Source organism: Kitasatospora sp. NPDC059646 (assembly GCF_042734615.1).
Classification (GTDB): Bacteria; Actinomycetota; Actinomycetes; order Streptomycetales; family Streptomycetaceae; genus Kitasatospora.
Map to the genome: position 1 here is coordinate 178,783 of NZ_JBHWDS010000002.1, position 22,195 is coordinate 200,977.

The following is a 22,195-nucleotide window of genomic DNA, read 5'->3' on the forward strand; positions in this document are numbered from 1 at the left end:
GGAACGGGGCGCTGGTGGCGCCCCATGCCGTCCCGCGGGTGGGGGTGCCGGAGGGCTCCCGGGCGGAACCCGGGCGGGTGAACGCCCGGGTGCCCTCCTTCTAGCCTAAAGGGTCTGATTCATCCCGATTACCGGGACGTCACTCGCCCTTGGCCTTGGCGATGATGTCGTCCGCCACGTTCCGCGGAACCTCGGCGTACGAGTCGAACTGCATCGAGTAGCTTGCGCGACCAGAGGTCTTGCTGCGCAGGTCACCGACGTAGCCGAACATCTCGGAGAGCGGCACCAGCGCCTTGACGACGCGGGCGCCGTGACGCTCCTCCATGGCCCGGATCTGGCCACGGCGGGAGTTGATGTCGCCGATCACGTCGCCCATGTAGTCCTCGGGGGTGGTGACCTCGACGGCCATCATCGGCTCCAGCAGAGCCGGCGACGCCTTCTTGGCACCTTCCTTGAACGCCATGGAACCGGCGATCTTGAACGCGAGCTCGGACGAGTCGACGTCGTGCGACGCACCGTCGAGCAGGCTCACGCGGACGCCCTGGAGCGGGTAGCCGGCGAGAACGCCGAACTCCATGGCCTCCTGGCAACCGGCGTCGACCGAGGGGATGTACTCCTTCGGCACGCGGCCACCGGTGACCTTGTTGACGAACTCGTAGCCCTCGCCGGACTCCAGCGGCTCGATCGCGATCTGGATCTTCGCGAACTGGCCGGAGCCACCGGTCTGCTTCTTGTGCGTGTAGTCGATGCGCTCGACGGCCTTGCGGATCGTCTCGCGGTACGCGACCTGCGGCTTGCCGACGTTGGCCTCGACCTTGAACTCACGGCGCATACGGTCGACCAGCACCTCGAGGTGCAGCTCGCCCATACCCGCGATGATGGTCTGGCCGGTCTCCTCGTCCGTGTTGACCTGGAAGGACGGGTCCTCCTCGGCGAGACGCTGGATGGCGACACCCAGCTTCTCCTGGTCGCCCTTGGACTTGGGCTCGATGGCGACGCGGATGACCGGGGCCGGGAAGTCCATGGACTCCAGGATGACCGGGTTCTTGTCGTCCGACAGCGTCTCACCGGTGGTGGTCTGCTTGAGACCCATCACGGCGATGATGTCGCCGGCGCCCACCGAGTCGATCTCCTCACGCTTGTTCGCGTGCATGCGGTAGATCTTGCCGATGCGCTCCTTCTTGCCCTTCACCGAGTTCAGCACCTGGGTGCCGGACTCGAGACGGCCGGAGTACACGCGGACGAAGGTGAGCTTGCCGAGGTGCGGGTCCGACATGATCTTGAACGCCAGCGCGGCCAGCGGCTCGTCGTCGGAGGCCTGGCGGACGATCTTCTCTTCGTCGTTGCCGGGCTTGGTGCCCTCGATGCCCTCGATGTCGAGCGGCGACGGCAGGTAGCGCACGACCGCGTCGAGCAGGGGCTGGACGCCCTTGTTCTTGAAGGCGGAGCCGCAGAAGATCGGGGTGAAGTCCGAGTTCAGGGTGCCCTTGCGGATCGCGGCGTTCAGCACGTCCTCGGGGATGTCCTCACCCTCCAGGGCGAGCTCCATCACCTCGTCGCTGACGTTCGACACGGTGTCGATCAGGGCCTCGCGGTACTCCGCGGCCTGCTCGACGAGGTCGGCCGGGATGTCGACGACGTCGTACATCTCGCCCTTGGGCGCGTCGGCCGAGTAGACCAGGGCCTTCATCTTCACCAGGTCGACGACGCCGGTGAAGTCGGCCTCGGCGCCGATCGGCAGCTGCATGACCAGCGGGGTGGCGCCGAGGCGGTCCACGATGGTCTGCACGCAGAAGAAGAAGTTGGCGCCCGTGCGGTCCAGCTTGTTGATGAAGCAGATGCGCGGGACGCCGTAGCGGTCAGCCTGCCGCCACACGGTCTCGGACTGGGGCTCGACACCGGCGACGCCGTCGAACACGGTCACGCCACCGTCGAGGACGCGCAGCGAGCGCTCCACCTCGACGGTGAAGTCGACGTGGCCCGGGGTGTCGATGATGTTGATCGTGTTGTCGACACCGTCGAGGGTCCAGTGGCAGGTCGTCGCGGCGGACGTGATGGTGATGCCGCGCTCCTGCTCCTGCTCCATCCAGTCCATGGTGGCAGCGCCATCGTGGACCTCACCGATCTTGTACGAGACACCGGTGTAGAACAGGATCCGCTCGGTGGTGGTGGTCTTGCCCGCGTCGATGTGCGCCATGATCCCGATGTTGCGGACCTTGGCGAGGTCAAGGGAGGTTGCAGCCATGGTGGCTCGTTCTCTCTCTGTCTAGTGACGGGGTTCGGACTACCAGCGGTAGTGCGCGAAGGCCTTGTTGGACTCGGCCATCTTGTGGGTGTCCTCGCGACGCTTCACGGAAGCGCCCAGGCCGTTGCTGGCGTCGAGGATCTCGTTGAGCAGACGCTCGGTCATGGTCTTCTCGCGGCGGGCGCGGGAGTAGCCGACCAGCCAGCGCAGCGCCAGGGTGTTGGCGCGGCCCGGGCGGACCTCGACCGGCACCTGGTAGGTGGCGCCACCGACGCGGCGGGACTTGACCTCGAGGGTCGGCTTGACGTTCTCCAGCGCGCGCTTCAGCGCGACGACCGGGTCGGCGCCGGTCTTCTCACGGACGCCCTCGAGGGCGCCGTAGACGATCCGCTCGGCGGTGGAGCGCTTGCCGTGCAGCAGGATCTTGTTGACCAGCGAGGTCACCAGCGGGGAGCCGTAGACCGGGTCGATGATGACCGGGCGCTTCGGGGCGGGGCCCTTACGAGGCATTCTTACTTCTCCTTCTTGGCGCCGTAGCGGCTGCGGGCCTGCTTGCGGTTCTTGACACCCTGGGTGTCGAGCGAACCGCGGATGATCTTGTAGCGGACACCAGGAAGGTCCTTCACACGGCCACCGCGGACCAGCACGATGGAGTGCTCCTGCAGGTTGTGGCCCTCGCCCGGAATGTAAGCGGTGACCTCGATCCCGCTGGTGAGGCGCACACGGGCGACCTTGCGGAGAGCCGAGTTCGGCTTCTTCGGGGTGGTCGTGTACACACGCGTGCAGACGCCGCGGCGCTGGGGCGAACCCTTCAGTGCGGGCGTCTTGTTCTTCTCGACCTTGTCCTGCCGGCCCTTTCGGACCAGCTGCTGGATCGTAGGCACCGTTTCTCCGTTTTCTGTGTGCCAAGGCTTGGTGGAACTAACCTGCGGTATGGCCCGCACACTCCGACCCACGCGGTCGGGCGTGTTGGGCCTTCTTCGGGGGAAGAATCACGGAATCCCATGAGCTGAGCTGCGGCTACGGCACACACCGAGCGGGTGGAGTCTCCGCTGCGGCGGCCGATCTGCTGGCACGCACAAGGACCCGGGCACACCCCAGGCACAAGGTCAGAGCGTACCTAGCGCACAGGCGGCGGTCAAAACAAATGGGGCGCGCCCGGGCGGGCGGCTCCCGGACCGGCCCCCGACCCGGACGCCCGCGGCGGGGCCGGTCCTCGGGACGGTGCCCGGAGCACGGTGAAGCGGGACCGGCACCGGACGGGCGGGTCGAGGCGGGTCGGGCAGCGCGGTGCGACGTCCTCGTGCCCGGGGTGCACCCGCCCGCCGCCGATCCGCCGCCGGCGCGGTCCGGCTCACGGGTTCGGGGCCGCCACCGCCACCAGGACGACCAGCAGCGCGAACAGCACCCAGCCGGCCAGCGACAGCCAGCCCAGGATCAGGCCCGTCAGCGCCAGGCTGTCGCCGGGCTCCCGGGTGCGGCGGATCTGCGCCCGCGCCAGGTGGCCGGTGATCACGGCGGGCAGGCCGGTGGCGCCGCCGGTGACCAGGCACAGGCCGCCGAGGATCGCCGAGGCCACCGCCAGCCCGTTGCGCGGCGGGGGCGCCACCGGCATGAAGGTCGCCGGGACGGGCGCGCCGAACGGGGCCGCCACCGGGCCGGCCGGCAGGTCGGCCACCAGCGCGGACAGCTGGCCGTAGGTGGCGGCCTGGTGGGCCGTGGCCATCCGGTGCTCGTACTCGGCGGCGGTGAGCCGGCCCTCGGCGAAGGCGGCCTTCAGCACGTCGACGGTGCGCTCGCGGTCGGCGTGCGCGGCGCGCATCGCGGACTGCGGTGTCGGCGCGGGCTGCCAGGGCTGCTGCCCGTACGGCGCCGGTGATCCCCACTGACCGGCCATCGCGGCCACCTCCCGTTCCCCGCACGGCGCGTGCGCTTCTCAGGATGCAGGACGAACGGCGTCCCCGAGTAGTTGCCGGGCTGCGGTGGGTCGGCGGGGGCCCGCACCCCTAGGGGCTCAATACCGCCGCTCGGGGGATGGAAGGAAGACGAAACGATCATAAGGTCGCACAGGGCGCCCCCCGGCACCGCTCCACCCGCCCGAACCGGTCGGCGCCCGTCGGGCCGGCCGCGGACCGACCTCGACAAGGAGACCCCTCGCCATGGAGGCGACCACCCCGCCGCCCGCCGTCTCGATCCGCGACCTGTGGAAGCGCTTCGGCGCGCAGACCGCCGTCGCCGGACTCAACCTCGACCTGCCCGCGGGCTCGTTCATCGGCCTGGTCGGCCCGAACGGCGCCGGCAAGACCACCACGCTGTCGATGGTCACCGGCCTGCTGCGACCCGACCACGGGACGGTGCTGGTGCACGGCGCCGACGTCTGGCAGGACCCGGTCGCGGTCAAGTCCCGGATCGGCATCCTGCCCGAGGGCCTGCGGATGTTCGAGCGGCTCAGCGGGCGCGAACTGCTCCAGTACAACGGGCGGCTGCGCGGCCTGCCCGGCCCCGAGACCGACCGGCGCGCCGAGGAGCTGCTGGCGGTGCTCGACCTGACCGGCTCGGCCGACAAGCTGGTCGCCGACTACTCCACCGGCATGCGCAAGAAGATCGGCCTCGCGGCCGCGCTGCTGCACAACCCCGACGTGCTGTTCCTCGACGAGCCGTTCGAGGGCGTCGACCCGGTGTCCGCGCAGACCATCCGCGGGGTGCTCACCCGGTACGCCGCCTCCGGCTCGACCGTGGTGTTCTCCAGCCACGTCATGGAGCTCGTCGAGTCGCTGTGCGACTGGGTCGCGGTGGTCAACGCCGGGCAGGTGGTCGCCGCCGGGCCGATCGACCAGGTGCGCGGCGGTACCTCGCTGCACCAGGCGTTCCTCGGCCTGGTCGGCGTCCGCGAGGACGACGGGCAGGCGCTCGACTGGCTCGGTGGGGGCCACCGGTGAGCGCTCCGACCACTGCCCCCGGCTCCGCCGCCGACGACCGGGCCGTCGTCCGCGCGCTGGTCTCGCTGAAGGTCCGGCTGCTGCGCAACGGGCTGCGGCGCAGCCCCGGGCGGGCCGCCGGCTACCTGATCGGCACCGGCGTCGGGCTGGTGTTCGGCGCGGGCGCGGCCATCGGCCTGGTGGTGCTGCACGGCAAGGAGGGCGCCGCCGACGTGGCCGCGGTGCTCACCGCCGGCCTGACCGTCTGCTGGGCCGCCATGCCGCTGTTCTTCTTCGCCGGGGACGAGAGCGCCGACCCGACCCGGCTCACGATGCTGCCGCTGCGGCCGCGCGCCCTGCTGCGCGGCACCCTGCTCGGCAGCCTGGTCGGGCCCGGCCCGCTGATCGGCCTGCTGATGCTGGCCGGCGCCGCCGCGGCGGCCGGGCGGGGCGCGGCCTCGGCGGTGGTCGCGGTGCTCGCCGTGCCGCTCACCCTGGTGCTGCTGATCGCGCTGACCCGCTCGGTGGCCGCCGCCAACGCCCGGCTGCTGTCCAGCCGGCGCGGCAAGGACTTCGCGATCTTCGGCGGCCTGCTGTTCGCGGTGCTGGTGCAGCTCGGCAACCTGGGCGTGCAGAGCTCCGTCCGCAGCCCCGGCCAGAGCCTCGACCTGTCGGTGCTGCATCCGTACGCCTCGGTGGTGCGGTGGATCCCGCCTGTGTCGGCGATCGACGCCGTGCGCTCCGCCGGCGACGGCGCCTACCTGGTCGCCGCGCTGCAACTGGCGCTCGCCGCGGGCCTGCTGGCCGTCCTGCTGCGCTGGTGGCTGCGCAGCCTGCAGGACCTGATGGTCTCCGGCGACTCCTCCACCCTGGTGGAGACCTCGTCGGTGCACTCGGGCCGGGCCGCCCGCGGCTGGCGGCTGCTGCCCGCCGGCCGGGCCGGCACGGTCGCCCAGCGGCACCTGCGGTACGCCTGGCGCGAGCCGCGCGCCAAGGCCGCGATCTTCACCGGCATCGGCATGACCTGCGTGATCGCGGCGCTGTCGGTGGTGCAGGGTTGGGGCTCGGTGTACGTGATCGCGCTGGGCGGGCTGATGCTCGGCCTGCAGTCCGGCAACCTGTTCGGCATGGACGGCTCCGGGTTCTGGATGGTCGCCGCCACCCTGAGCACCCGTCAGGACGCCCGGGACGAGCTGCGCGGCCGGGTGTCGGCGATCCTCGCCTACGGCGCCGTGGTGCTGGTGCTGCTCGGCCCGGTGGTCGCGGCCGTCACCGGCGGCTGGGCGGACCTCGCGCCGGCCTTCGGCCTGGCGTTCGCGGCGTTCGGCACCAGCATCGGACTGGGCTGCGTGATCAGCGTGTACGCCCCGTTCGCGCTGCCCGCCGACGGCAACCCGATGCGCAGCGCCGCGCCCGGGCAGAACGGCGTGGTCATGGCCAACGCCTTCGGCTCGATGATCGGGGTCGTGGTGGGCTGCCTGCCGGTCGGCGCGCTGCTCGGCTTCCTGCTGCTGGGCCACCACCCGGCGTGGCTGCTGCTGCCGGTCGGCCTGCTGTACGGCGCGGCGATGGTCCTGCTGGGCATCCGGGTGGCGGCGGGCGGGCTGCTCAAGCGGCTGCCGGAGATCCTCGCCAAGGTGATCGAGCGCTGACGGCCCGTCAGGTCGGCCCCGGGCCCGCGGCCGCCGTGCGTGCGCGCCCGGGGCCGGCCTGCGGGCGGCGGAGGGAGACGGCGCTGCCGACGCCGGTGCTCCGGCCGGTCACCGCCGCCGCCCTCCGCCGCAGCCGGCCCGGCGGAGCGGCAGATCGTCCGCGGCGGGGACGCCCCGCTCGGCCGACCCGGCTCGCCGGACGGTGCGCTCCGGCATCATGGGGAGCGCCCCTCCCCCGCGCCCCAGGAAGCAGGAACCACCGTGACCAGCACCGATCAGCCCGTGGACGAGCTGCTGGCGGAGGCGGTGGGCCGGGTGGTCGGGGCGCCGCCCGACGGGCTGGAGTACGTGGTGGACGGTGCGGCGTCGGTGCTGGCGGCGTCCGCGGACCGGTGGCCGCTGGTGAGCCGGGCGCTGCTGGGCTTCGCGGAGCGGTCGGTGGGCCGGTGCTGGGCGGCGGGCTGGCGGCCGGCCGACCTGGTGCGGGTGGCGCGGCGCGGGCTGGGCCCGGTGCAGGTCGCCCTCGCGGTGGACCTGATCGCCGCGGAGGGCCGCCGGCATCCCGCCGCGTCGCTGGACCGCCGCTGGCGGGACCAGCTGCGCGAGCTGGAGGCGGAGCCGTGGTGGCCGTCCGACGAGGCGTACCTGCAGGCGTTCGCGGAGCGGCACCGGCTGGACCGGTTCGCGCTGGCCACGGCGGCGCTGGAGCTGCTGCGGGTGTGGGCGCTGCTGCCGCCCGTCCAGCCGGTGGGCCCGGTGCCGGGGCAGTCGGCGCCGCGGGCGAGCGCGCCGCGCAGCGGGGAGCCGCGGATGCTGGGGCGGATCCGGGCGCTGCTGGCGAAGGCCGAGTCGACGGGCTTCCCGGACGAGGCGGAGGCGCTGACCGCGAAGGCGCAGGAGCTGATGGCCCGTCACTCCATCGACGAGGCGCTGCTGTCGGCCGGCGGACCGTCGGCGGACACGCCGGCCGCGCTGCGGATCGGCGTGGACAACCCGTACGAGGGCCCGAAGACGATGCTGCTGGACGCGGTGGCCGCGGCGAACCGGTGCCGGGTGGTGTGGGCGAAGGAGTTCGGGTTCTGCACCCTGATCGGCTTCGACGCCGACCTGGACGCCGTCGAGCTGCTGTACACCTCGCTGCTGGTGCAGGCGACGTCGGCGATGCACCGGGCCGGCAGCCGCAAGCACAAGGACGGGGCGGCGCGGACGAAGGCGTTCCGGCAGTCCTTCCTGGTGGCGTACGCGGCGCGGATCCGCGAGCGGCTGGCGGAGGCCACCGAGCGGGCCACCGAGGACGCGGCGGCCGGGCGGCCGGCCGAGCCCGGGGGCGCCGACGGCTCCGACGGCGGGGCGCTGCCGGTGCCGACCCCGGACGGCGGGCTGCTGCCCGTGCTGGCGGCCCGGGCCGAGGCGGTGGACGACGCGGTCGGCAGGATGTTCCCGAAGCTCGTGTCGCAGCGGGTGCGGGTGAGTGACGGCGAGGGCTGGGTCGAGGGCCGGGCCGCCGCCGACCGGGCCACGCTGCACCGGGGTTCGGGCCGGATCGAGCGCTGACGGGGCGTCGGCGCACACACGACGAGGGGGGCACCACCATGGAGTTCACGGAGCGGGCACGCGGATCGCTGCTCGGCGGCGCGCTGGGCGACGCGCTGGGCTGGCCGATCGAGTTCATGCACCTGGACAGCATCCGGCGGCACCACGGCGACGCGGGCCTGACCGACCTGGCCGACGCCGGCCGCGGCGGCCAGGTCACCGACGACACCCAGATGACGCTGTTCACCGCGGAGGGCCTGCTGCGCGGCGGCCGCCGGGAGGACCTGCACGCCGCGTACCGCCGCTGGTTCCGCACCCAGCGGATGAACGGCCCGGTGGCCTCCCCGGACGGCTGGCTGGCCGCGCAGGAGTTCCTGTACGCCTCCCGCGCCCCGGGCAACGCCTGCATGACGGGCGTGGTGCTGGACTACCGGGACGCCGTGCCGTTCGGCCAGGAGGGCCCGGTCAACCCGCACTCGAAGGGCTGCGGCACGGTGATGCGCTCCGCGCCGTTCGGCCTGGCCGGGCTGGGCCCCGAGGAGGCGTTCCGGCGGGCCGCCGACGCCGCGCAGCTGACGCACGGCCACCCGACGGGCTACCTGGCCGCGGGCGCGTTCGCCGCGCTGATCGAACGGGTGGCGGCCGGCCTGCCGCTGCGGGCCGCGCTGGACGCGACGCTGGCGCAGCTGGCGGCGGTGCCGTCGCACGCGGAGACGACGGAGGCGCTGCGCCGTGCGGTGCGGGTGGCCGCGGAGGGCCCGGGCACGGCCGAGGGGGTGGAGCGGGTCGGCATGGGCTGGATCGCCGAGGAGTGCCTGGCCGTCGCGGTGTACGCGGCGCTGGCCGCGCCGGACGCCCGCTCGGCGCTGGTGCTGTCGGTGAACCACTCCGGCGACAGCGACTCCACCGGCGCGGTCTGCGGCAACCTGGTGGGCGCGCTGTACGGGCTGTCCGGCCTGCCCGCCGACTGGTGCGCCCTGGTCGAGGGCCGCGAGGTGCTGCTCCAGGTGGCCGACGACCTGGCGGCGCACGCCCGGGGCGACCGGGCGGCGCTGGGCGACCGCTACCCGCTGCCGGTCCGGTGACCGGGTGGCGCTGAGCCCGGAGAAGGTGTCGGCCGCCGCGCCGGGCCTCGTCGGCCGGTACGAGTCCGCCCGGGTGAGCCTGGTGAAGAGCGGCCTGCAGCAGGTCCGGGCGGCCGTCTACCTGGTGCTGGACCGGTCCGGTTCGATGCGGCCGTACTACCGGTCCGGGGCGGTGCAGCACTTCGCGGAGCAGGTGCTGGCGCTCTCCGCGCACCTGGACGACGACGGGCGGGTGCCGGTGGTGTTCTTCTCCACCGGGGTGGACGGCATCGCCGAGATCTCGCTCGACGACCACCGGGACCGGATCGGCCGCCTGCACGCCTCGTACGGGCCCATGGGCCGGACCGACTACCACGCGGCGATGAAGGCGGTCGTCCGGCACTACCAGCTCTCCGGCGCCACCGACCCGGCCCTCGTCGTCTTCCAGACCGACGGCGGCCCGAGCTCGCGCGCGGCGGCCCGGGACATGCTCTGCCTGGCCGCCGAACTCCCGATCTACTGGCAGTTCGTGGGGTTCGGCGACCCGGCCGACCAGGAGTTCGCGTTCCTCCGCCGGCTCGACGAACTGCCCGTTCCGGCCCGGCGGCCGGTCGACAACGCGGGCTTCTTCCCGGCCGGCCGCGACCCGCGCGACCGGACCGACGCCGAGCTGTACGACCACCTGCTGGCCGGCTTCCCGGAGTTCCTGGCCGCCGTCCGCCCGGCCGGCTGACCGGCCGTCAGTCCCAGAGGGCGCCGAAGGCCAGCAGCTCCTTGCGGTACTCGATCCGGTCGACCCAGTCGGCCGGCCAGGCGCGCTCGCCGTGCCGGGCGCCGGCGAACGCGCCGGCCAGGCAGGCCAGCGAGTCGGAGTCGCCGGCGGAGACGGCGGCGCGGCGGACGGCGGCGACGGGGTCGTCGGGGAGCAGCAGGAAGCACAGCAGCGCGGTGGCGAACGCCTCCTCGGCGACCCAGCCCTCGCCGGTCCGCTCGCACGGGTCGGCGTCCACCTCGCCGGCGGCGAGCGCGGCGTCCAGCCGGTCGAGGGCCCGCAGGCACTCGTCCCAGCCGCGGGCGATGAACTCCTCCGGGGAGCCGAAGTGGTCCCGGGCGGAGAGGTCGCCGAGCCAGAACCCGTCGTAGCGGGTGCGCTGTTCGACGGTGTGGGCGCGCAGCCGGGCGGGCAGTTCGGACGGTTCGACGCCCTGGGCGAGCCAGCGGACGGTGAACGCGGTGAGCTCGCTGGCGGCCAGCGCCGTGGGGTGCCCGTGGGTCAGGCCGGACTGCAACTGGGCGGCGCCGGCCACCTGCCGGTCCGTCAGCTCCCGCACCAGGCCGAGCGGGGCGACCCGCATGTTCGCGCCGCAGCCCTTGGAGCCGATGTCGGACGCGTCCTGCCAGGGCCGGCCGGTGGACAGCCGGAAGCAGGACCGCAGGCAGGTCATGCCGGGGGCCCGGTCGTTGTCCGGGGAGCGCCACCAGTCCACGAACTCCTCGCGGAGCGGGAGTTCGAGGCGCAGCGGGACGAGCGGGCCTTCGGCGAGGGCGGTGCGCAGGGCGCGGGCGAGCGCCAGGGTCATCTGGGTGTCGTCGGTGACCTTGGCGTTCTTCGGCAGCGGGAACTGCCGCCAGTCCGGGCTGAGCAGCCCGATCTCGTGCAGGTTCAGGAACTCGGTGCGCTTGCCGAGAGCGTCCCCGATCGCCAGCCCCAGCATCGCCCCGGTCGCCCGCCCCATGACACGCCCCTCAGATCTCGACCAGCAGTTCCTGGAGCCCGCGGATCACGTACCCGGGGCGCCACGCGGGCTCGCGCACCAGCGTCAGCCCGGGGGCCTTGCGGAGCAGTGCGCCGTAGGACTCGGTGAGCTCAAGTCTGGCAAGCGGCGCGCCGAGACAGAAGTGGATTCCCGCGCCGAAGGTGATGTGCGGGTTGTCGGTGCGGCCCAGGTCGAGCCGGTCGGGGTCGGCGAACCGCTCGGGGTCGCGGTTGGCGGAGCCGAACAGCAGCGCCACCTCGGCGCCGCGCGGGATGTGCACGCCGCCGACCTCGATGTCCTCCAGCACCCAGCGCTCGAACATCTGCAGCGGGGTGTCGTAGCGCATCAGCTCCTCGACGGCGGTGGGCAGCAGTTCGTCCACCGCGCCGCGCAGCCGGGCGAGTTCGCCGGGGTTGCGGAGCAGCGCCCACCAGCCGTTGCCGGTGGTGTTGACGGTCGCCTCGTGGCCGGCGTTCAGCAGCAGCACGCAGGTGGAGACCATCTCCTGCTCGCTGAGCACCTGCCCGTCCTCGACGGCGCGGGCCAGTGCGCTGATCAGGTCGGTGCCGGGCTCCTCGCGCCGACGGCGGATCAGCTCCCGCAGGTAGGCGGAGAACTCGATGCTGGCGGTGACCGCGCGGCGGGCGGTGTCCTCGTCCGGGTTGAGTTCGAACATGCCGGTGATGTCGGCCGACCAGGGCCGCAGCAGGTGGCGGTCCGATTCCGGGACGCCGAGCATCTCGGCGATGACGGCGACCGGCAGCGGCTCGGCGACCCGGGCGATCAGGTCGCCGCCGCCGTCGGCGAGCAGGCCGTCGACCAGCTCCCCGGCGAGCCGCCGCACGGTGGGGCGCAGCGACTCGACCATCCGCGGCGTGAACGCCTTGGACACCAGCCGCCGGATCCGGGTGTGGTCCGGGCCCTCCAGGTCCAGCAGGCCGTGGTCGTTGAGGGTGTGGAACGCCTCGTGCGCCGGGTTCGGCTCGGGCTGCCCGAACTCCCGGTGGCCGAACCGGTGCGTGTAGGTGCGGCCCAGCCGCCGGTCCCGCAGCAGCGAACCGACGTCCGCGTACCGGGATATCAGCCACTGGTCGGTCGGCTCGTAGTGGACGACCGGCGACTGCTCGCGCAGCGCGGCGTAGGCCGGGTACGGGTGGGCCACGAACGCGGCCGACCACGGGTCGAAGTCGTCGATCGCCATTGATCTTCTCCCTGCTCGTCGGACCGCCATCGTAAGCAGCCCGACCTGCGGTTTTCGATCAAGCCCGGGCCAGGTCCCCGTCCACCAGCCGCTCCACCAGCTTCGGCAGCGCCTGCGAGATCGGCTCCCGGACCACCTCGTGCGCGGCCCAGTCCCACGGCGTGGGCTCGCCGTTCAGCACGATCAGCCTGGCGTCGTGCTCCAGCGCGATCCTCGGGAGCAGCGCCGCCGGGTGCACCTGGAGCGAGCTGCCGACCGCCAGGAAGACCTGGCACGCCTTGGCGATCGCGTCGGCCTGCTCCAGCACCCGCTCGTCCAGCGCCTCGCCGAACATGACGGTGCGCGGCCGCAGCACGCCGCCGCACTGCTCGCACGCCGGGTCGGCCTCGCCCGCCCCGACCCGTTCCAGCGCCGCCGCCATCGGGCCGATCACCCGGCACCGGACGCACTGCACCTCGGCGGCGGTCCCGTGCAGTTCGATCACCTTCCGGGCGGGCAGCCCGGCCGCCTGGTGCAGGCCGTCCACGTTCTGCGTCAGCACCCGCATCGGGACGCCCGACCGCTCCAGCTCCACCAGCGCCAGGTGCCCGGCGTTCGGCTTCGCGCCCACCGCGCCGGCGTCCCGCCGCATCAGCCAGGACCGGCGGCGGACCTCCGTGCTCGCCAGGTACGGGCCGATCGTCACCAGTTCCTGCGCGCTCGGATCGCGCTGCCAAAGCCCTTGCGGGCCGCGGTAGTCGGGAATCCCCGAGTCCGTGGAGATCCCCGCCCCCGTCAACACCGCCACCAGCGGACGCTTCTCGCTCATGCCCCGGACGGTACGGCCCGCAGCCCGTTCCGACCACCGGTTATCACCGGCAGGAACGCCACCAGGTACAGCACCGCGCCGACCGACAGGAAGTTCAGCGACGCCCCCATCAGCACCGTGGCGGCCAGCACCAGCACCGGGCTCCACCAGCGCACCACCCGACGCGCCGTCAGCCGCACCAGCAGGGCGATCAGTCCGATGTACAGCAGCATCGGCACCACCGTGTACACCAGCGGCATCACCCCGGGCGTGGACTGCACCCGGTCGAACAGCTCCGACCGCTCCGCGAGGTCCGCGGCGACCGCGTTCGCCCACAGGTCGATGCCGCTCTGCACCATCCCCGCCAGCACCCCGGCGAGGCCCGCCCCCAGCCAGACCCGGCCCCACGCCCCGCGCGAGCCGCCCAGGCGCCACAGCTCCACCAGGCCCACGCCCATCAGCACCAGCCCGCCGAACAGCGCGAGGTGCCCGACCGTCCACCCCGGCCCCGTCCCGCGCGAGCCCGGCACCAGCCGCACCGCCCCGTACACCGCGAGCAGCCCCGTCGACCAGCCCAGCGCCCGACGTCCCGTCACCATCGCCAACCCCCTTGTGAGAGTGCCTTCTCCGACACGCCCAACCCTGCCGCGACGGCCTGCGGCGCGACTCCCCCGCAGCGGTGAACCCGCCGCCTCCCTCCCCGGAGGTACGGGAAAACCCCGTCAGGGTCGCACCGCCCCCTCCCGCCCGCTACTCCCCCGCCGTCACCGCTCCCGCCTCGTACGCGAAGACCACCGCGTGCACCCGGTCCCGGAGCCGCAGTTTCTGCAGGAGGTTGCTGACGTGCGTCTTGACGGTGTGCTCACTGACCACCAGCTCCGCGGCGATCTCCGCGTTGGACATGCCCCGGGCGACGAGCCGCAGCGTCTCCAGCTCCCGGGCGGTGAGGGCGCCGAGGAGCAGGCCCAGCGCCCGGGGGACGACGGGGGCGCCGCCGGCCTTCCGCGCGGTGACCTCGCCGATGACCCGCCGGGTGACGGAGGGCGCGAGCAGCGCTTCGCCGGAGTTGACGACCCGGACGGCGTGCGCGAGGTCGTCGCGGCGGACGTCCTTGAGCAGGAACCCGCTCGCTCCGGCGTACAGCGCGTCGAAGACGTAGTCGTCGACGTCGAAGGTGGTCAGCATGACGACCTTGCAGCGCGGGAACTCGGCGCAGACCCGCCGGGCGGCCTCCAGGCCGTCCATGACGGGCATCCGGACGTCGAGCAGCAGGACGTCGGGGTCGTGGGCGCGGACGGCGTCGATCGCCTGCTGCCCGTCGCCGGCCTCGGCGACGACCTCGATGTCGGGCTGGGCGTCGAGGATCATGCCGAATCCGGCGCGGACCAGTTCCTGGTCGTCGGCGATCACCACTCGTACGGTCATGTCGGGTTCCTTCCTCAGGCGTTGAGCGGCAGGACGGCGGCCACCCGGTAGCCCCGGCCGTCCGGTCGGGGGCCGGTCACGGCGCTGCCGCCGCAGGCCGCGGCGCGTTCGCGGATGGAGAGCAGGCCGCGGCCCCCGGAGCGTCCGTCGACCCCGGTGCCGGCCGGGACGCGGGGGCCGGTCCCGTCGTCGGAGACGTCGACGGTCAGGGTGGCGCCGTCGCGGACCTCGACCCGGACCACCACCCGCGAGGCCTCGGCGTGCTTGACCACGTTGGTCAGGGCCTCCTGGACGATCCGGTAGGCCGCGGCCTGGACCTCGGCCGGCCCGGTCTCCTCGATGCGGGCGTCGACGGCGACGCCCGCGTCGCGGACCCGGCCGAGCACGCCGGTGAGTTCGGCGAGCCGGGGCTGCGGGGCGAGCGCGGGGGCCGCGCCGTCCTCCCTGAGGACGCCGAGCACCCGCCGGAGCTGGACCATGGCGTCGCGCCCGGAGTCGGCGATGGCGTCGAACGCGCGGATCGCCCGCTCCGGGCTGCTGTGCACGACCAGCGGGCCGGCCTCGGCCTGGACGACCATCAGCGAGACGGCGTGGGCCAGGATGTCGTGCATCTCGCGGGCGATCCGGGCGCGTTCCTCGCCGACCGCCCGCGCCGCCTCGCTGGCGGCGCGCAGTCCGGCCTGCCGGGCGCGTTCCGCCTCGACGCCGGCCAGCCGCCGCAACTCCCGCACCAGGGAGCCGAAGACGAAGCTGCCGACGGACACCACCGTGCTGAACAGCATGCCGCTGAACGAGCGGGTGCCGATCACGTTGCCGAGCACGCTGACCGACAGCACCACGGCCCGCTGCCAGTCCCGGCCGCGGTCGGCGACGGTGTAGATGGCGACCGCCATGCCGACCTGGATCTGCGGCATCGCGAAGTGCGAGACCACCGACAGCACCGAGGTGGGCACCGCGCAGAGGCCGAGCACCGCCCAGGGCCTGCGCCGCCGCCACAGCAGCGGCAGCGTCCCGGCCAGGGCCAGCGCGTACCCCCACCAGGTGCCGCCCTCGTGCTCCGGGTCGGCGTACACCCCCCACAGCCCGACGCCGACGGCGAGCGCGACCAGCGGCCCGTCCACCGTCCACGGCCGGGCCCGGCCCCGGGCGAGCAGGCCTTCCGTCCACTTCCCCATCCGCGCATCCTCTCGCATCGCCGTGCGGCCGCCGTCCCCCGGCCGGGCACGCCGGAGGGCGCCCCCGACCGGGAGCGCCCTCCGTCGACGGTGCGTCAGTGCCCGGGCGTCACAGCAGCCGCTTGATCTCTCCGCGCGCCCGGTAGAACCCGCCGGACGCGGACTCCCGCACCTCCGCCACCAGGTAGCGCGCACCGGCGACCCGGACGTCCTTGGGGAACTGCACCCGCCAGGACGGGTCGAAGCCGGGCGAGACCACCCGGACCCGCAGCCGCCCGCCGTCGGCGACGCACTCCACCTCGACGCCGCCGCCGGCCACCGCCGCGGTGACGCTGACCGTCTCCAGCTCCGCGGACGGCACCACGCGCTCGATCCGGCCGGCGCTCACCTCGGCGGTCGCGGGCAGGGTGCCCTGCTCGGCGGCCTGCACCGCGCCGGGCGAGGCGTCCAGGCAGGCCAGCGAGCCGTCGGTGGTGACCACGTACAGCCGTCCGTCGCGGTACTGCATGCTGTACGCGGAGCCGCAGCCGGTGCCGAGCTTCCACAGCCTGGTGCCGTCGGCGGCGAAGCAGTACACCGAGGAGTGGTTGTCGCCGGCGAACACGTACTCGCCGTCCGGGGAGGCCGCGCAGGAGAACACCGAGGCGTCGCACTTGTACGCGGCGACCTCGGCGCCGTCGGCCTTGCGCAGCCGGTGCACCCAGCCCTGCGAGGTGCCGGCGAACACCTCGTCCCGCTCCTGCCAGCCGAACAGCACCTGGCCCTTGGTGCGGGTGTGCCACAGCTGGTCGCCGCCGCGCTTCGCGTACCGGGCCACGCCCGACGAGTAGCCGTGGTAGACGGATTCGGCGTCGCACCGCACCATCCAGCCGGACCGGCCGTCGGCCTGCCGGCGCCACTGGAACTCGTCCTCGTGGTCGACGGTGGTCAGCCCGCCGCGCTCGTCGGCGACGCCGAGCACGCCGTCGTGGATGTCGAGCCAGTAGATGTCGACGTCCTGGGCGATCTCGTACGCCACCCGCGGCACCTTGCCGCCCAGGTCGTAGACCTTGCCGTCGTCGCAGCCCGCGTAGATCCACCAGTCGTCGGCGACGATGCACTTGACGCCGTCGGGCAGGCCGAACCGGCCGGTGACCTCGCCGTCCCGGGTCAGGGTGTAGACGTCGCCGCTCTCGTTGCCGACCCAGGCGTGCTCCTCCCCGACGTACACCCCGAAGGCGGGCGAGCCGGAGCGGAAGCGCCACAGCATCGGCGCCTGGCGGGCGGTGGAGCGGCTGGAGGTGATCTGGCGGCGCGTCACCGCCCGGCGCTGACGCACTCCCTGGACGGCCGGCGCGTAGCCCTTGCGGACCTTCTCGCCGATCTTCTTGGCGGCCTGTGCGGCGGCCTTCTCGGCGCTCGCACAGACCGTGGTCTTGGTGGTGCCCGGCTCGCCGATCCGGCCGTAGCGGATCGTCAGCTCCGCGTCCTTGACCGTGACTTCGTAGAACTTGTGGGCACTCCCCTGGTCCTCGGAGAGTTCCAGGTAGGTCACCTGCGGGTCCGCGGAAACGGTGGCAGACATGGCCGACGCCCCTTTCGGGCACAGAGTTCGGGGGGTGCCGGCGGGGCTGCCCGCCTCCTGCCGACGACCCTCAATCTAGGCCCTGCCACCGACAGTTGGCCCCCGTCAGACGGCGGAGACCTGCACCCCGCCGCTCGCCGCCTTGGCGACCAGGACGTGCGGCGCGCCGCCGACCGACGGCAGCTCCACCTCGGTGCCGCCGCTGTCGGCGTGCGCGTCCACCTGGTACTGCTGGCCGGACGGCACCTTCAGCTGCACCCCGCCGGAGTCGGTGGACAGCTCCGCCCGGGTCGGCGCCTCGGCGAACCGCGCCTCCACCCCGCCGGAGACCACCGCCAGCTTCACGCTCTTCGACCGCAGCCCGGTGGCGCTGATCCCGCCGGAGGTCACCTGCGCGTCGACGTCCCCCGCCACGTCGTGCAGCTGGATGCCGCCGCTGCTCTGGGAGAGCTTCAGCCTGGTGCCGGCCGGCACGTGCACCTCGTAGCCGATCCCGCAGCCGGAGCACGAGTAGGTCAGGGTCAGCACCCCGTCCTTGAGCACGTGGGTGCCCTGCGGCTCCTGGTCGTCCCAGGCGCGCTTCTCCACCACCCGCACCGGCCCGTCGCCGACCCGCACGTCGATCCCGCCGCTGGTCCCCTCGACCACCAGCTGGTCCACCTGACCGGGCACCTCGTACGACACGGTCTTGCGCTGCTGGTCCCACGGACCGCAGCCCACCGCCCCGACCACCAGCAGTCCGACGACCGCCGCCGCCCCCATGATCCGCTTCACCGCGGCCTCCTTTCGACGTGCCCCAGTCTGCCGCCCGCCCGGGCCGCACCGCCTCCCTCCACGGAGTGGTTCGCGGGCCCCCGTCCCCAGGGGGATCCCCTAGGTGAAACGCCGCAGGGCGGCCACCCCGAGTGGGGTGACCGCCCTGCGGTGGAGCCTGCGGATCAGCCGGTGTACGGACCGTAGTCGTAGTCGTCCAGCGGGACGGCCTGACCGGAGCCCGCGCCGAACGGCGACAGGTCGTAGTCGTCGTAGCCGACGGCCGAGTACATCGCGGCCTTGGCCTCCTCGGTCGGCTCGACCCGGATGTTGCGGTAGCGGGGCAGACCCGTACCGGCCGGGATGAGCTTACCGAGGATGACGTTCTCCTTGAGGCCCAGCAGCGGGTCCGACTTGGCGTGGATCGCCGCGTCGGTGAGCACCCGGGTCGTCTCCTGGAAGGAGGCGGCCGACAGCCAGGACTCGGTGGCCAGCGAGGCCTTGGTGATACCCATCAGCTGCGGACGGCCGGAGGCGGGGTGGCCGCCCTCGGACACCACGCGACGGTTCTCCTGCTCGAAGCGGCCGCGCTCGACCAGCTCGCCCGGCAGCAGCTCGGCGTCGCCCGACTCGATGATCGTCACGCGGCGGAGCATCTGCCGGATGATGATCTCGATGTGCTTGTCGTGGATCGACACACCCTGCGAGTTGTAGACCTTCTGGACCTCGGCGACCAGGTGGATCTGGACGGCACGCTGGCCCATGATCCGCAGCACGTCGTGCGGGTTGGTGGCGCCGACGGTCAGCTTCTGGCCGACCTCGACCGCCTCGCCCTCGCTGACCAGCAGCTTGACGCGCTTCGAGACCGGGTAGGCGATCTCGTCCGAGCCGTCGTCGGGGGTGACGACGACCTTGCGGGTCTTCTCGGTGTCCTCGATCCGGACGCGGCCGGCCGCCTCCGAGATCGGGGCCACGCCCTTGGGGGTGCGGGCCTCGAAGAGCTCGACGACACGCGGCAGACCCTGGGTGATGTCGTCACCGGCCACACCACCGGTGTGGAAGGTACGCATGGTCAGCTGGGTGCCGGGCTCACCGATGGACTGGGCGGCGATGATGCCGACCGCCTCACCGATGTCGACCAGCTTGCCGGTGGCCAGCGAGCGGCCGTAGCAGAAGGCACAGGTGCCGACCGCCGACTCACAGGTCAGGATCGAGCGGACCTTGACCTCGCTCACGCCGTGGCGGATCAGCTCGTCCATCAGGACGTCGCCGAGGTCCGTGTTGGCGGTCGCGATCAGCTTGCCGTCGACGGTGATGTCCTCGGCGAGCATGCGGGCGTACACGCTGGTCTCGACGTCGTCGGCCTTGCGCAGCACGCCGTCCGCGCCGACCTGGCCGATCGTCAGCTTGAGGCCGCGCTCGGTGCCGCAGTCCTCCTCGCGGATGATCACGTCCTGCGAGACGTCCACCAGACGACGGGTCAGGTAACCCGAGTCGGCGGTGCGCAGCGCGGTGTCGGCCAGACCCTTACGGGCACCGTGGGTGGAGATGAAGTACTCCAGCACGGACAGGCCCTCACGGAACGAGGCCTTGATGGGACGCGCGATGGTCTCGTTCTTCGCGTTCGACACCAGACCACGCATACCGGCGATCTGACGCATCTGCATCATGTTTCCGCGGGCGCCCGAGTCGACCATCATGAAGATGGGGTTCGTCTTCGGGAAGTTCGCGGCCATCGCGTCGGCGACCTCGTTGGTCGCGCGGGTCCAGATGCCGACCAGCTCGGACTTGCGCTCGTTGTCCGTGATCAGACCGCGCTCGTACTGCTTCTGGACCTTCTCCGCCTGCGCCTCGTAGCCCTCCAGGATGGCGGGCTTGCTCGGCGGGACGATGACGTCCGAGATCGAGACGGTGACACCGGAGCGGGTCGACCAGTGGAAGCCGGCCGCCTTCAGGTTGTCGAGCGCCGCGGCGACGACGACCTTCGGGTAGCGCTCGGCGAGGTCGTTGACGATCGCCGACAGCTGCTTCTTGCCGACCTCGTAGTCGACGAACGGGTAGTCCTCGGGCAGCAGCTCGTTGAAGAGCGCGCGACCCAGGGTGGTGGTGATCCGGAACGGCTCACCCTCGGTCCAGGTCGGCTGGCCCTCCTCGTCCACCGGAGCGACCCAGCCGCGCGGCGGCACGGTGCCGGCCGGCAGGCGCAGGTCGATCGGGGCCTGGACGTCCAGCTCGCGGGCGTCGAAGGCCATGATCGCCTCGGCGGTCGAGGAGAAGGAACGGCCCTTGCCCTTGACCTCCTCGCGGTCCGAGGTGAGGAAGAACAGGCCCAGCACCATGTCCTGGGTCGGCATGGTGACGGGGCGGCCGTCGGCCGGCTTCAGGATGTTGTTCGAGGACAGCATCAGGATGCGGGCCTCGGCCTGCGCCTCCGCGGACAGCGGCAGGTGCACGGCCATCTGGTCACCGTCGAAGTCCGCGTTGAACGCGGTGCAGACGAGCGGGTGGATCTGGATGGCCTTGCCCTCGACCAGCTGCGGCTCGAAGGCCTGGATGCCGAGGCGGTGCAGGGTGGGCGCACGGTTCAGCAGCACCGGGTGCTCGGCGATGACCTCTTCGAGGACGTCCCACACCACCGGGCGGGCGCGCTCGACCATGCGCTTCGCCGACTTGATGTTCTGCGCGTGGTTCAGGTCGACCAGGCGCTTCATCACGAACGGCTTGAAGAGCTCCAGCGCCATGGCCTTCGGCAGACCGCACTGGTGCAGCTTGAGCTGCGGGCCGACGACGATGACCGAACGGGCCGAGTAGTCGACTCGCTTGCCGAGCAGGTTCTGGCGGAAACGACCCTGCTTGCCCTTCAGCATGTCGCTGAGGGACTTCAGCGGGCGGTTGCCCGGGCCGGTGACCGGACGGCCGCGGCGGCCGTTGTCGAACAGCGCGTCGACGGCCTCCTGCAGCATGCGCTTCTCGTTGTTCACGATGATCTCGGGCGCGCCGAGGTCGAGAAGCCGCTTCAGGCGGTTGTTGCGGTTGATGACGCGGCGGTACAGGTCGTTCAGGTCGGAGGTGGCGAAGCGGCCACCGTCGAGCTGGACCATCGGACGCAGGTCCGGCGGGATCACCGGGACGCAGTCCAGCACCATGCCCTTGGGCTTGTTGCTGGTCTGCAGGAAGGCGGAGACGACCTTGAGGCGCTTGAGCGCACGGGTCTTCTTCTGGCCCTTGCCGGTGCGGATGATCTCGCGGAGGCGCTCGGCCTCCTCGCCCAGGTCGAAGGACTCCAGGCGGTCCTTGAGGGCCGCCGCGCCCATCGAGCCGGAGAAGTAGGTGCCGAAGCGGTCGCGCAGCTCGCGGTAGAGCAGCTCGTCGCCCTCCAGGTCCTGGACCTTGAGGTTCTTGAAGCGCGCCCACACCTCGTCCAGGCGGTCGATCTCGCGCTGGGTGCGGTCGCGGAGCTGCTTCATCTCGCGCTCGGCGCCTTCGCGCACCTTGCGGCGCACGTCGGCCTTGGCGCCCTCGGCCTCCAGCTCGGCCAGGTCGGCCTCGGCCTTCTTGGCCCGGGCCTCCAGGTCGGCGTCGCGCCGGTTCTCGATCTGCTGGCGCTCGACCGAGATGTGCGCCTCCAGGGACGGGAGGTCGCGCTGGCGGCGCTCGTCGTCGACCCAGGTGATCATGTAGGCGGCGAAGTAGATGACCTTCTCGAGGTCCTTCGGCGCCAGGTCGAGCAGGTAGCCGAGACGCGACGGCACACCCTTGAAGTACCAGATGTGGGTGACCGGGGCGGCCAGCTCGATGTGGCCCATCCGCTCGCGGCGCACCTTGGCACGGGTCACCTCGACGCCGCAGCGCTCACAGATGATGCCCTTGAAGCGGACGCGCTTGTACTTGCCGCAGTAGCACTCCCAGTCCCGGGTGGGACCGAAGATCTTCTCGCAGAAAAGGCCGTCCTTTTCCGGCTTCAGCGTGCGGTAGTTGATGGTCTCCGGCTTCTTCACCTCGCCGTGCGACCACTGGCGGATGTCGTCGGCGGTGGCCAGGCCGATGCGGAGCTCGTCGAAGAAGTTGACGTCAAGCACTGGTCGTCAAGCCCTCTTTCGTGATTCGAGAGTCTGTCTGTT

Annotated in this window: 18 protein-coding genes; 5 read left to right on the forward strand and 13 right to left on the reverse strand. The window is 72.6% G+C overall.

What is annotated here, in order from left to right; genetic code table 11:
• Nucleotides 1-139: 139 nt before the first annotated feature.
• The 4 genes from fusA to ACFV1L_RS02170 form a co-directional block, all read right to left on the reverse strand.
• Nucleotides 140-2,245, reverse strand: coding sequence for an elongation factor G (gene fusA, locus ACFV1L_RS02155; RefSeq protein ID WP_380362074.1), 2,106 nt, complete (start codon nt 2,243-2,245; stop codon nt 140-142).
• Between the two features lie 39 nt (nt 2,246-2,284).
• On the reverse strand, nt 2,285-2,755 hold the full coding sequence (gene rpsG, locus ACFV1L_RS02160) for a 30S ribosomal protein S7 (protein ID WP_030457432.1): 471 nt from the start codon (nt 2,753-2,755) through the stop codon (nt 2,285-2,287).
• Nucleotides 2,756-2,757: 2 nt separating this feature from the next.
• On the reverse strand, nt 2,758-3,129 hold the full coding sequence (gene rpsL, locus ACFV1L_RS02165; RefSeq protein WP_014144289.1) for a 30S ribosomal protein S12: 372 nt from the start codon (nt 3,127-3,129) through the stop codon (nt 2,758-2,760).
• Between the two features lie 470 nt (nt 3,130-3,599).
• Nucleotides 3,600-4,142, reverse strand: a complete 543-nt coding sequence (locus tag ACFV1L_RS02170) for a DUF1707 and DUF4190 domain-containing protein (protein WP_380362076.1) — start codon at nt 4,140-4,142, stop codon at nt 3,600-3,602.
• A 262-nt stretch (nt 4,143-4,404) separates the two neighbouring features.
• Between ACFV1L_RS02170 and ACFV1L_RS02175 the strand changes: the two genes are divergently transcribed.
• The 5 genes from ACFV1L_RS02175 to ACFV1L_RS02195 all read left to right on the forward strand — a co-directional run bounded on the left by ACFV1L_RS02175 (nt 4,405) and on the right by ACFV1L_RS02195 (nt 10,145).
• On the forward strand, nt 4,405-5,184 hold the full coding sequence (locus ACFV1L_RS02175; protein WP_380362078.1) for an ABC transporter ATP-binding protein: 780 nt from the start codon (nt 4,405-4,407) through the stop codon (nt 5,182-5,184).
• Entirely contained in the window at nt 5,181-6,815 is a 1,635-nt protein-coding gene (locus ACFV1L_RS02180; protein ID WP_380362080.1) for a transporter, read from the forward strand. The genes ACFV1L_RS02175 and ACFV1L_RS02180 overlap by 4 nt, the downstream gene beginning before the upstream one ends.
• 261 nt (nt 6,816-7,076) lie before the next feature.
• Complete coding sequence (locus ACFV1L_RS02185; protein ID WP_380362082.1) at nt 7,077-8,369, forward strand: DUF2786 domain-containing protein; 1,293 nt, start codon at nt 7,077-7,079, stop codon at nt 8,367-8,369.
• Nucleotides 8,370-8,407: 38 nt separating this feature from the next.
• Nucleotides 8,408-9,433, forward strand: coding sequence for an ADP-ribosylglycohydrolase family protein (locus ACFV1L_RS02190; RefSeq protein ID WP_380362084.1), 1,026 nt, complete (start codon nt 8,408-8,410; stop codon nt 9,431-9,433).
• A 4-nt stretch (nt 9,434-9,437) separates the two neighbouring features.
• Nucleotides 9,438-10,145 carry a VWA domain-containing protein gene (locus tag ACFV1L_RS02195; RefSeq protein WP_380362086.1) on the forward strand — a complete coding sequence of 236 codons (708 nt, stop codon included), beginning with the start codon at nt 9,438-9,440 and terminating at the stop codon, nt 10,143-10,145.
• A 7-nt stretch (nt 10,146-10,152) separates the two neighbouring features.
• Here ACFV1L_RS02195 and ACFV1L_RS02200 read toward each other — a convergent pair whose 3' ends face one another.
• The 9 genes from ACFV1L_RS02200 to ACFV1L_RS02240 form a co-directional block, all read right to left on the reverse strand.
• Entirely contained in the window at nt 10,153-11,148 is a 996-nt protein-coding gene (locus tag ACFV1L_RS02200) for an ADP-ribosylglycohydrolase family protein (protein ID WP_380362088.1), read from the reverse strand.
• Nucleotides 11,149-11,158: 10 nt separating this feature from the next.
• A complete protein-coding gene (locus ACFV1L_RS02205; protein ID WP_380362090.1) occupies nt 11,159-12,370 on the reverse strand; it encodes a cytochrome P450 in 1,212 nt (403 codons plus the stop codon).
• A 58-nt stretch (nt 12,371-12,428) separates the two neighbouring features.
• Nucleotides 12,429-13,178: an NAD-dependent deacetylase gene (locus ACFV1L_RS02210; protein WP_380362091.1), complete on the reverse strand. Its 750-nt coding sequence runs from the start codon at nt 13,176-13,178 to the stop codon at nt 12,429-12,431.
• Nucleotides 13,175-13,756: a hypothetical protein gene (locus tag ACFV1L_RS02215; protein WP_380362092.1), complete on the reverse strand. Its 582-nt coding sequence runs from the start codon at nt 13,754-13,756 to the stop codon at nt 13,175-13,177. Before ACFV1L_RS02215 ends, ACFV1L_RS02210 begins: the two co-directional genes overlap by 4 nt.
• A gap of 151 nt (nt 13,757-13,907) precedes the next feature.
• Nucleotides 13,908-14,582 (reverse strand): response regulator, encoded by a 675-nt coding sequence (locus ACFV1L_RS02220; RefSeq protein ID WP_380362094.1) that lies wholly within the window; start codon nt 14,580-14,582, stop codon nt 13,908-13,910.
• 14 nt (nt 14,583-14,596) lie between these two features.
• Nucleotides 14,597-15,757, reverse strand: coding sequence for a sensor histidine kinase (locus ACFV1L_RS02225; protein ID WP_380362096.1), 1,161 nt, complete (start codon nt 15,755-15,757; stop codon nt 14,597-14,599).
• Nucleotides 15,758-15,866: 109 nt separating this feature from the next.
• On the reverse strand, nt 15,867-17,321 hold the full coding sequence (locus ACFV1L_RS02230) for a WGR domain-containing protein (RefSeq protein WP_380362097.1): 1,455 nt from the start codon (nt 17,319-17,321) through the stop codon (nt 15,867-15,869).
• Between the two features lie 105 nt (nt 17,322-17,426).
• A complete protein-coding gene (locus ACFV1L_RS02235; protein ID WP_380362098.1) occupies nt 17,427-18,095 on the reverse strand; it encodes a DUF4097 family beta strand repeat-containing protein in 669 nt (222 codons plus the stop codon).
• A gap of 164 nt (nt 18,096-18,259) precedes the next feature.
• Nucleotides 18,260-22,153, reverse strand: a complete 3,894-nt coding sequence (locus ACFV1L_RS02240; protein ID WP_380362100.1) for a DNA-directed RNA polymerase subunit beta' — start codon at nt 22,151-22,153, stop codon at nt 18,260-18,262.
• Nucleotides 22,154-22,195 lie beyond the last annotated feature (42 nt).

Excerpts from the sequence above, each read along its gene's own strand:
- ACFV1L_RS02210 (WP_380362091.1), bottom strand. The coding sequence starts at position 13,178 with ATGAGCGAGAAGCGTCCGCTGGTGGCGGTGTTGACGGGGGCGGGGATC.
- ACFV1L_RS02170 (WP_380362076.1), bottom strand. The coding sequence starts at position 4,142 with ATGGCCGGTCAGTGGGGATCACCGGCGCCGTACGGGCAGCAGCCCTGG.
- ACFV1L_RS02190 (WP_380362084.1), top strand. The coding sequence starts at position 8,408 with ATGGAGTTCACGGAGCGGGCACGCGGATCGCTGCTCGGCGGCGCGCTG.
- fusA (WP_380362074.1), bottom strand. The coding sequence starts at position 2,245 with ATGGCTGCAACCTCCCTTGACCTCGCCAAGGTCCGCAACATCGGGATC.
- ACFV1L_RS02205 (WP_380362090.1), bottom strand. The coding sequence starts at position 12,370 with ATGGCGATCGACGACTTCGACCCGTGGTCGGCCGCGTTCGTGGCCCAC.
- ACFV1L_RS02215 (WP_380362092.1), bottom strand. The coding sequence starts at position 13,756 with ATGGTGACGGGACGTCGGGCGCTGGGCTGGTCGACGGGGCTGCTCGCG.
- ACFV1L_RS02175 (WP_380362078.1), top strand. The coding sequence starts at position 4,405 with ATGGAGGCGACCACCCCGCCGCCCGCCGTCTCGATCCGCGACCTGTGG.
- ACFV1L_RS02200 (WP_380362088.1), bottom strand. The coding sequence starts at position 11,148 with ATGGGGCGGGCGACCGGGGCGATGCTGGGGCTGGCGATCGGGGACGCT.
- rpsG (WP_030457432.1), bottom strand. The coding sequence starts at position 2,755 with ATGCCTCGTAAGGGCCCCGCCCCGAAGCGCCCGGTCATCATCGACCCG.
- ACFV1L_RS02225 (WP_380362096.1), bottom strand. The coding sequence starts at position 15,757 with ATGGGGAAGTGGACGGAAGGCCTGCTCGCCCGGGGCCGGGCCCGGCCG.
- ACFV1L_RS02220 (WP_380362094.1), bottom strand. The coding sequence starts at position 14,582 with ATGACCGTACGAGTGGTGATCGCCGACGACCAGGAACTGGTCCGCGCC.
- ACFV1L_RS02230 (WP_380362097.1), bottom strand. The coding sequence starts at position 17,321 with ATGTCTGCCACCGTTTCCGCGGACCCGCAGGTGACCTACCTGGAACTC.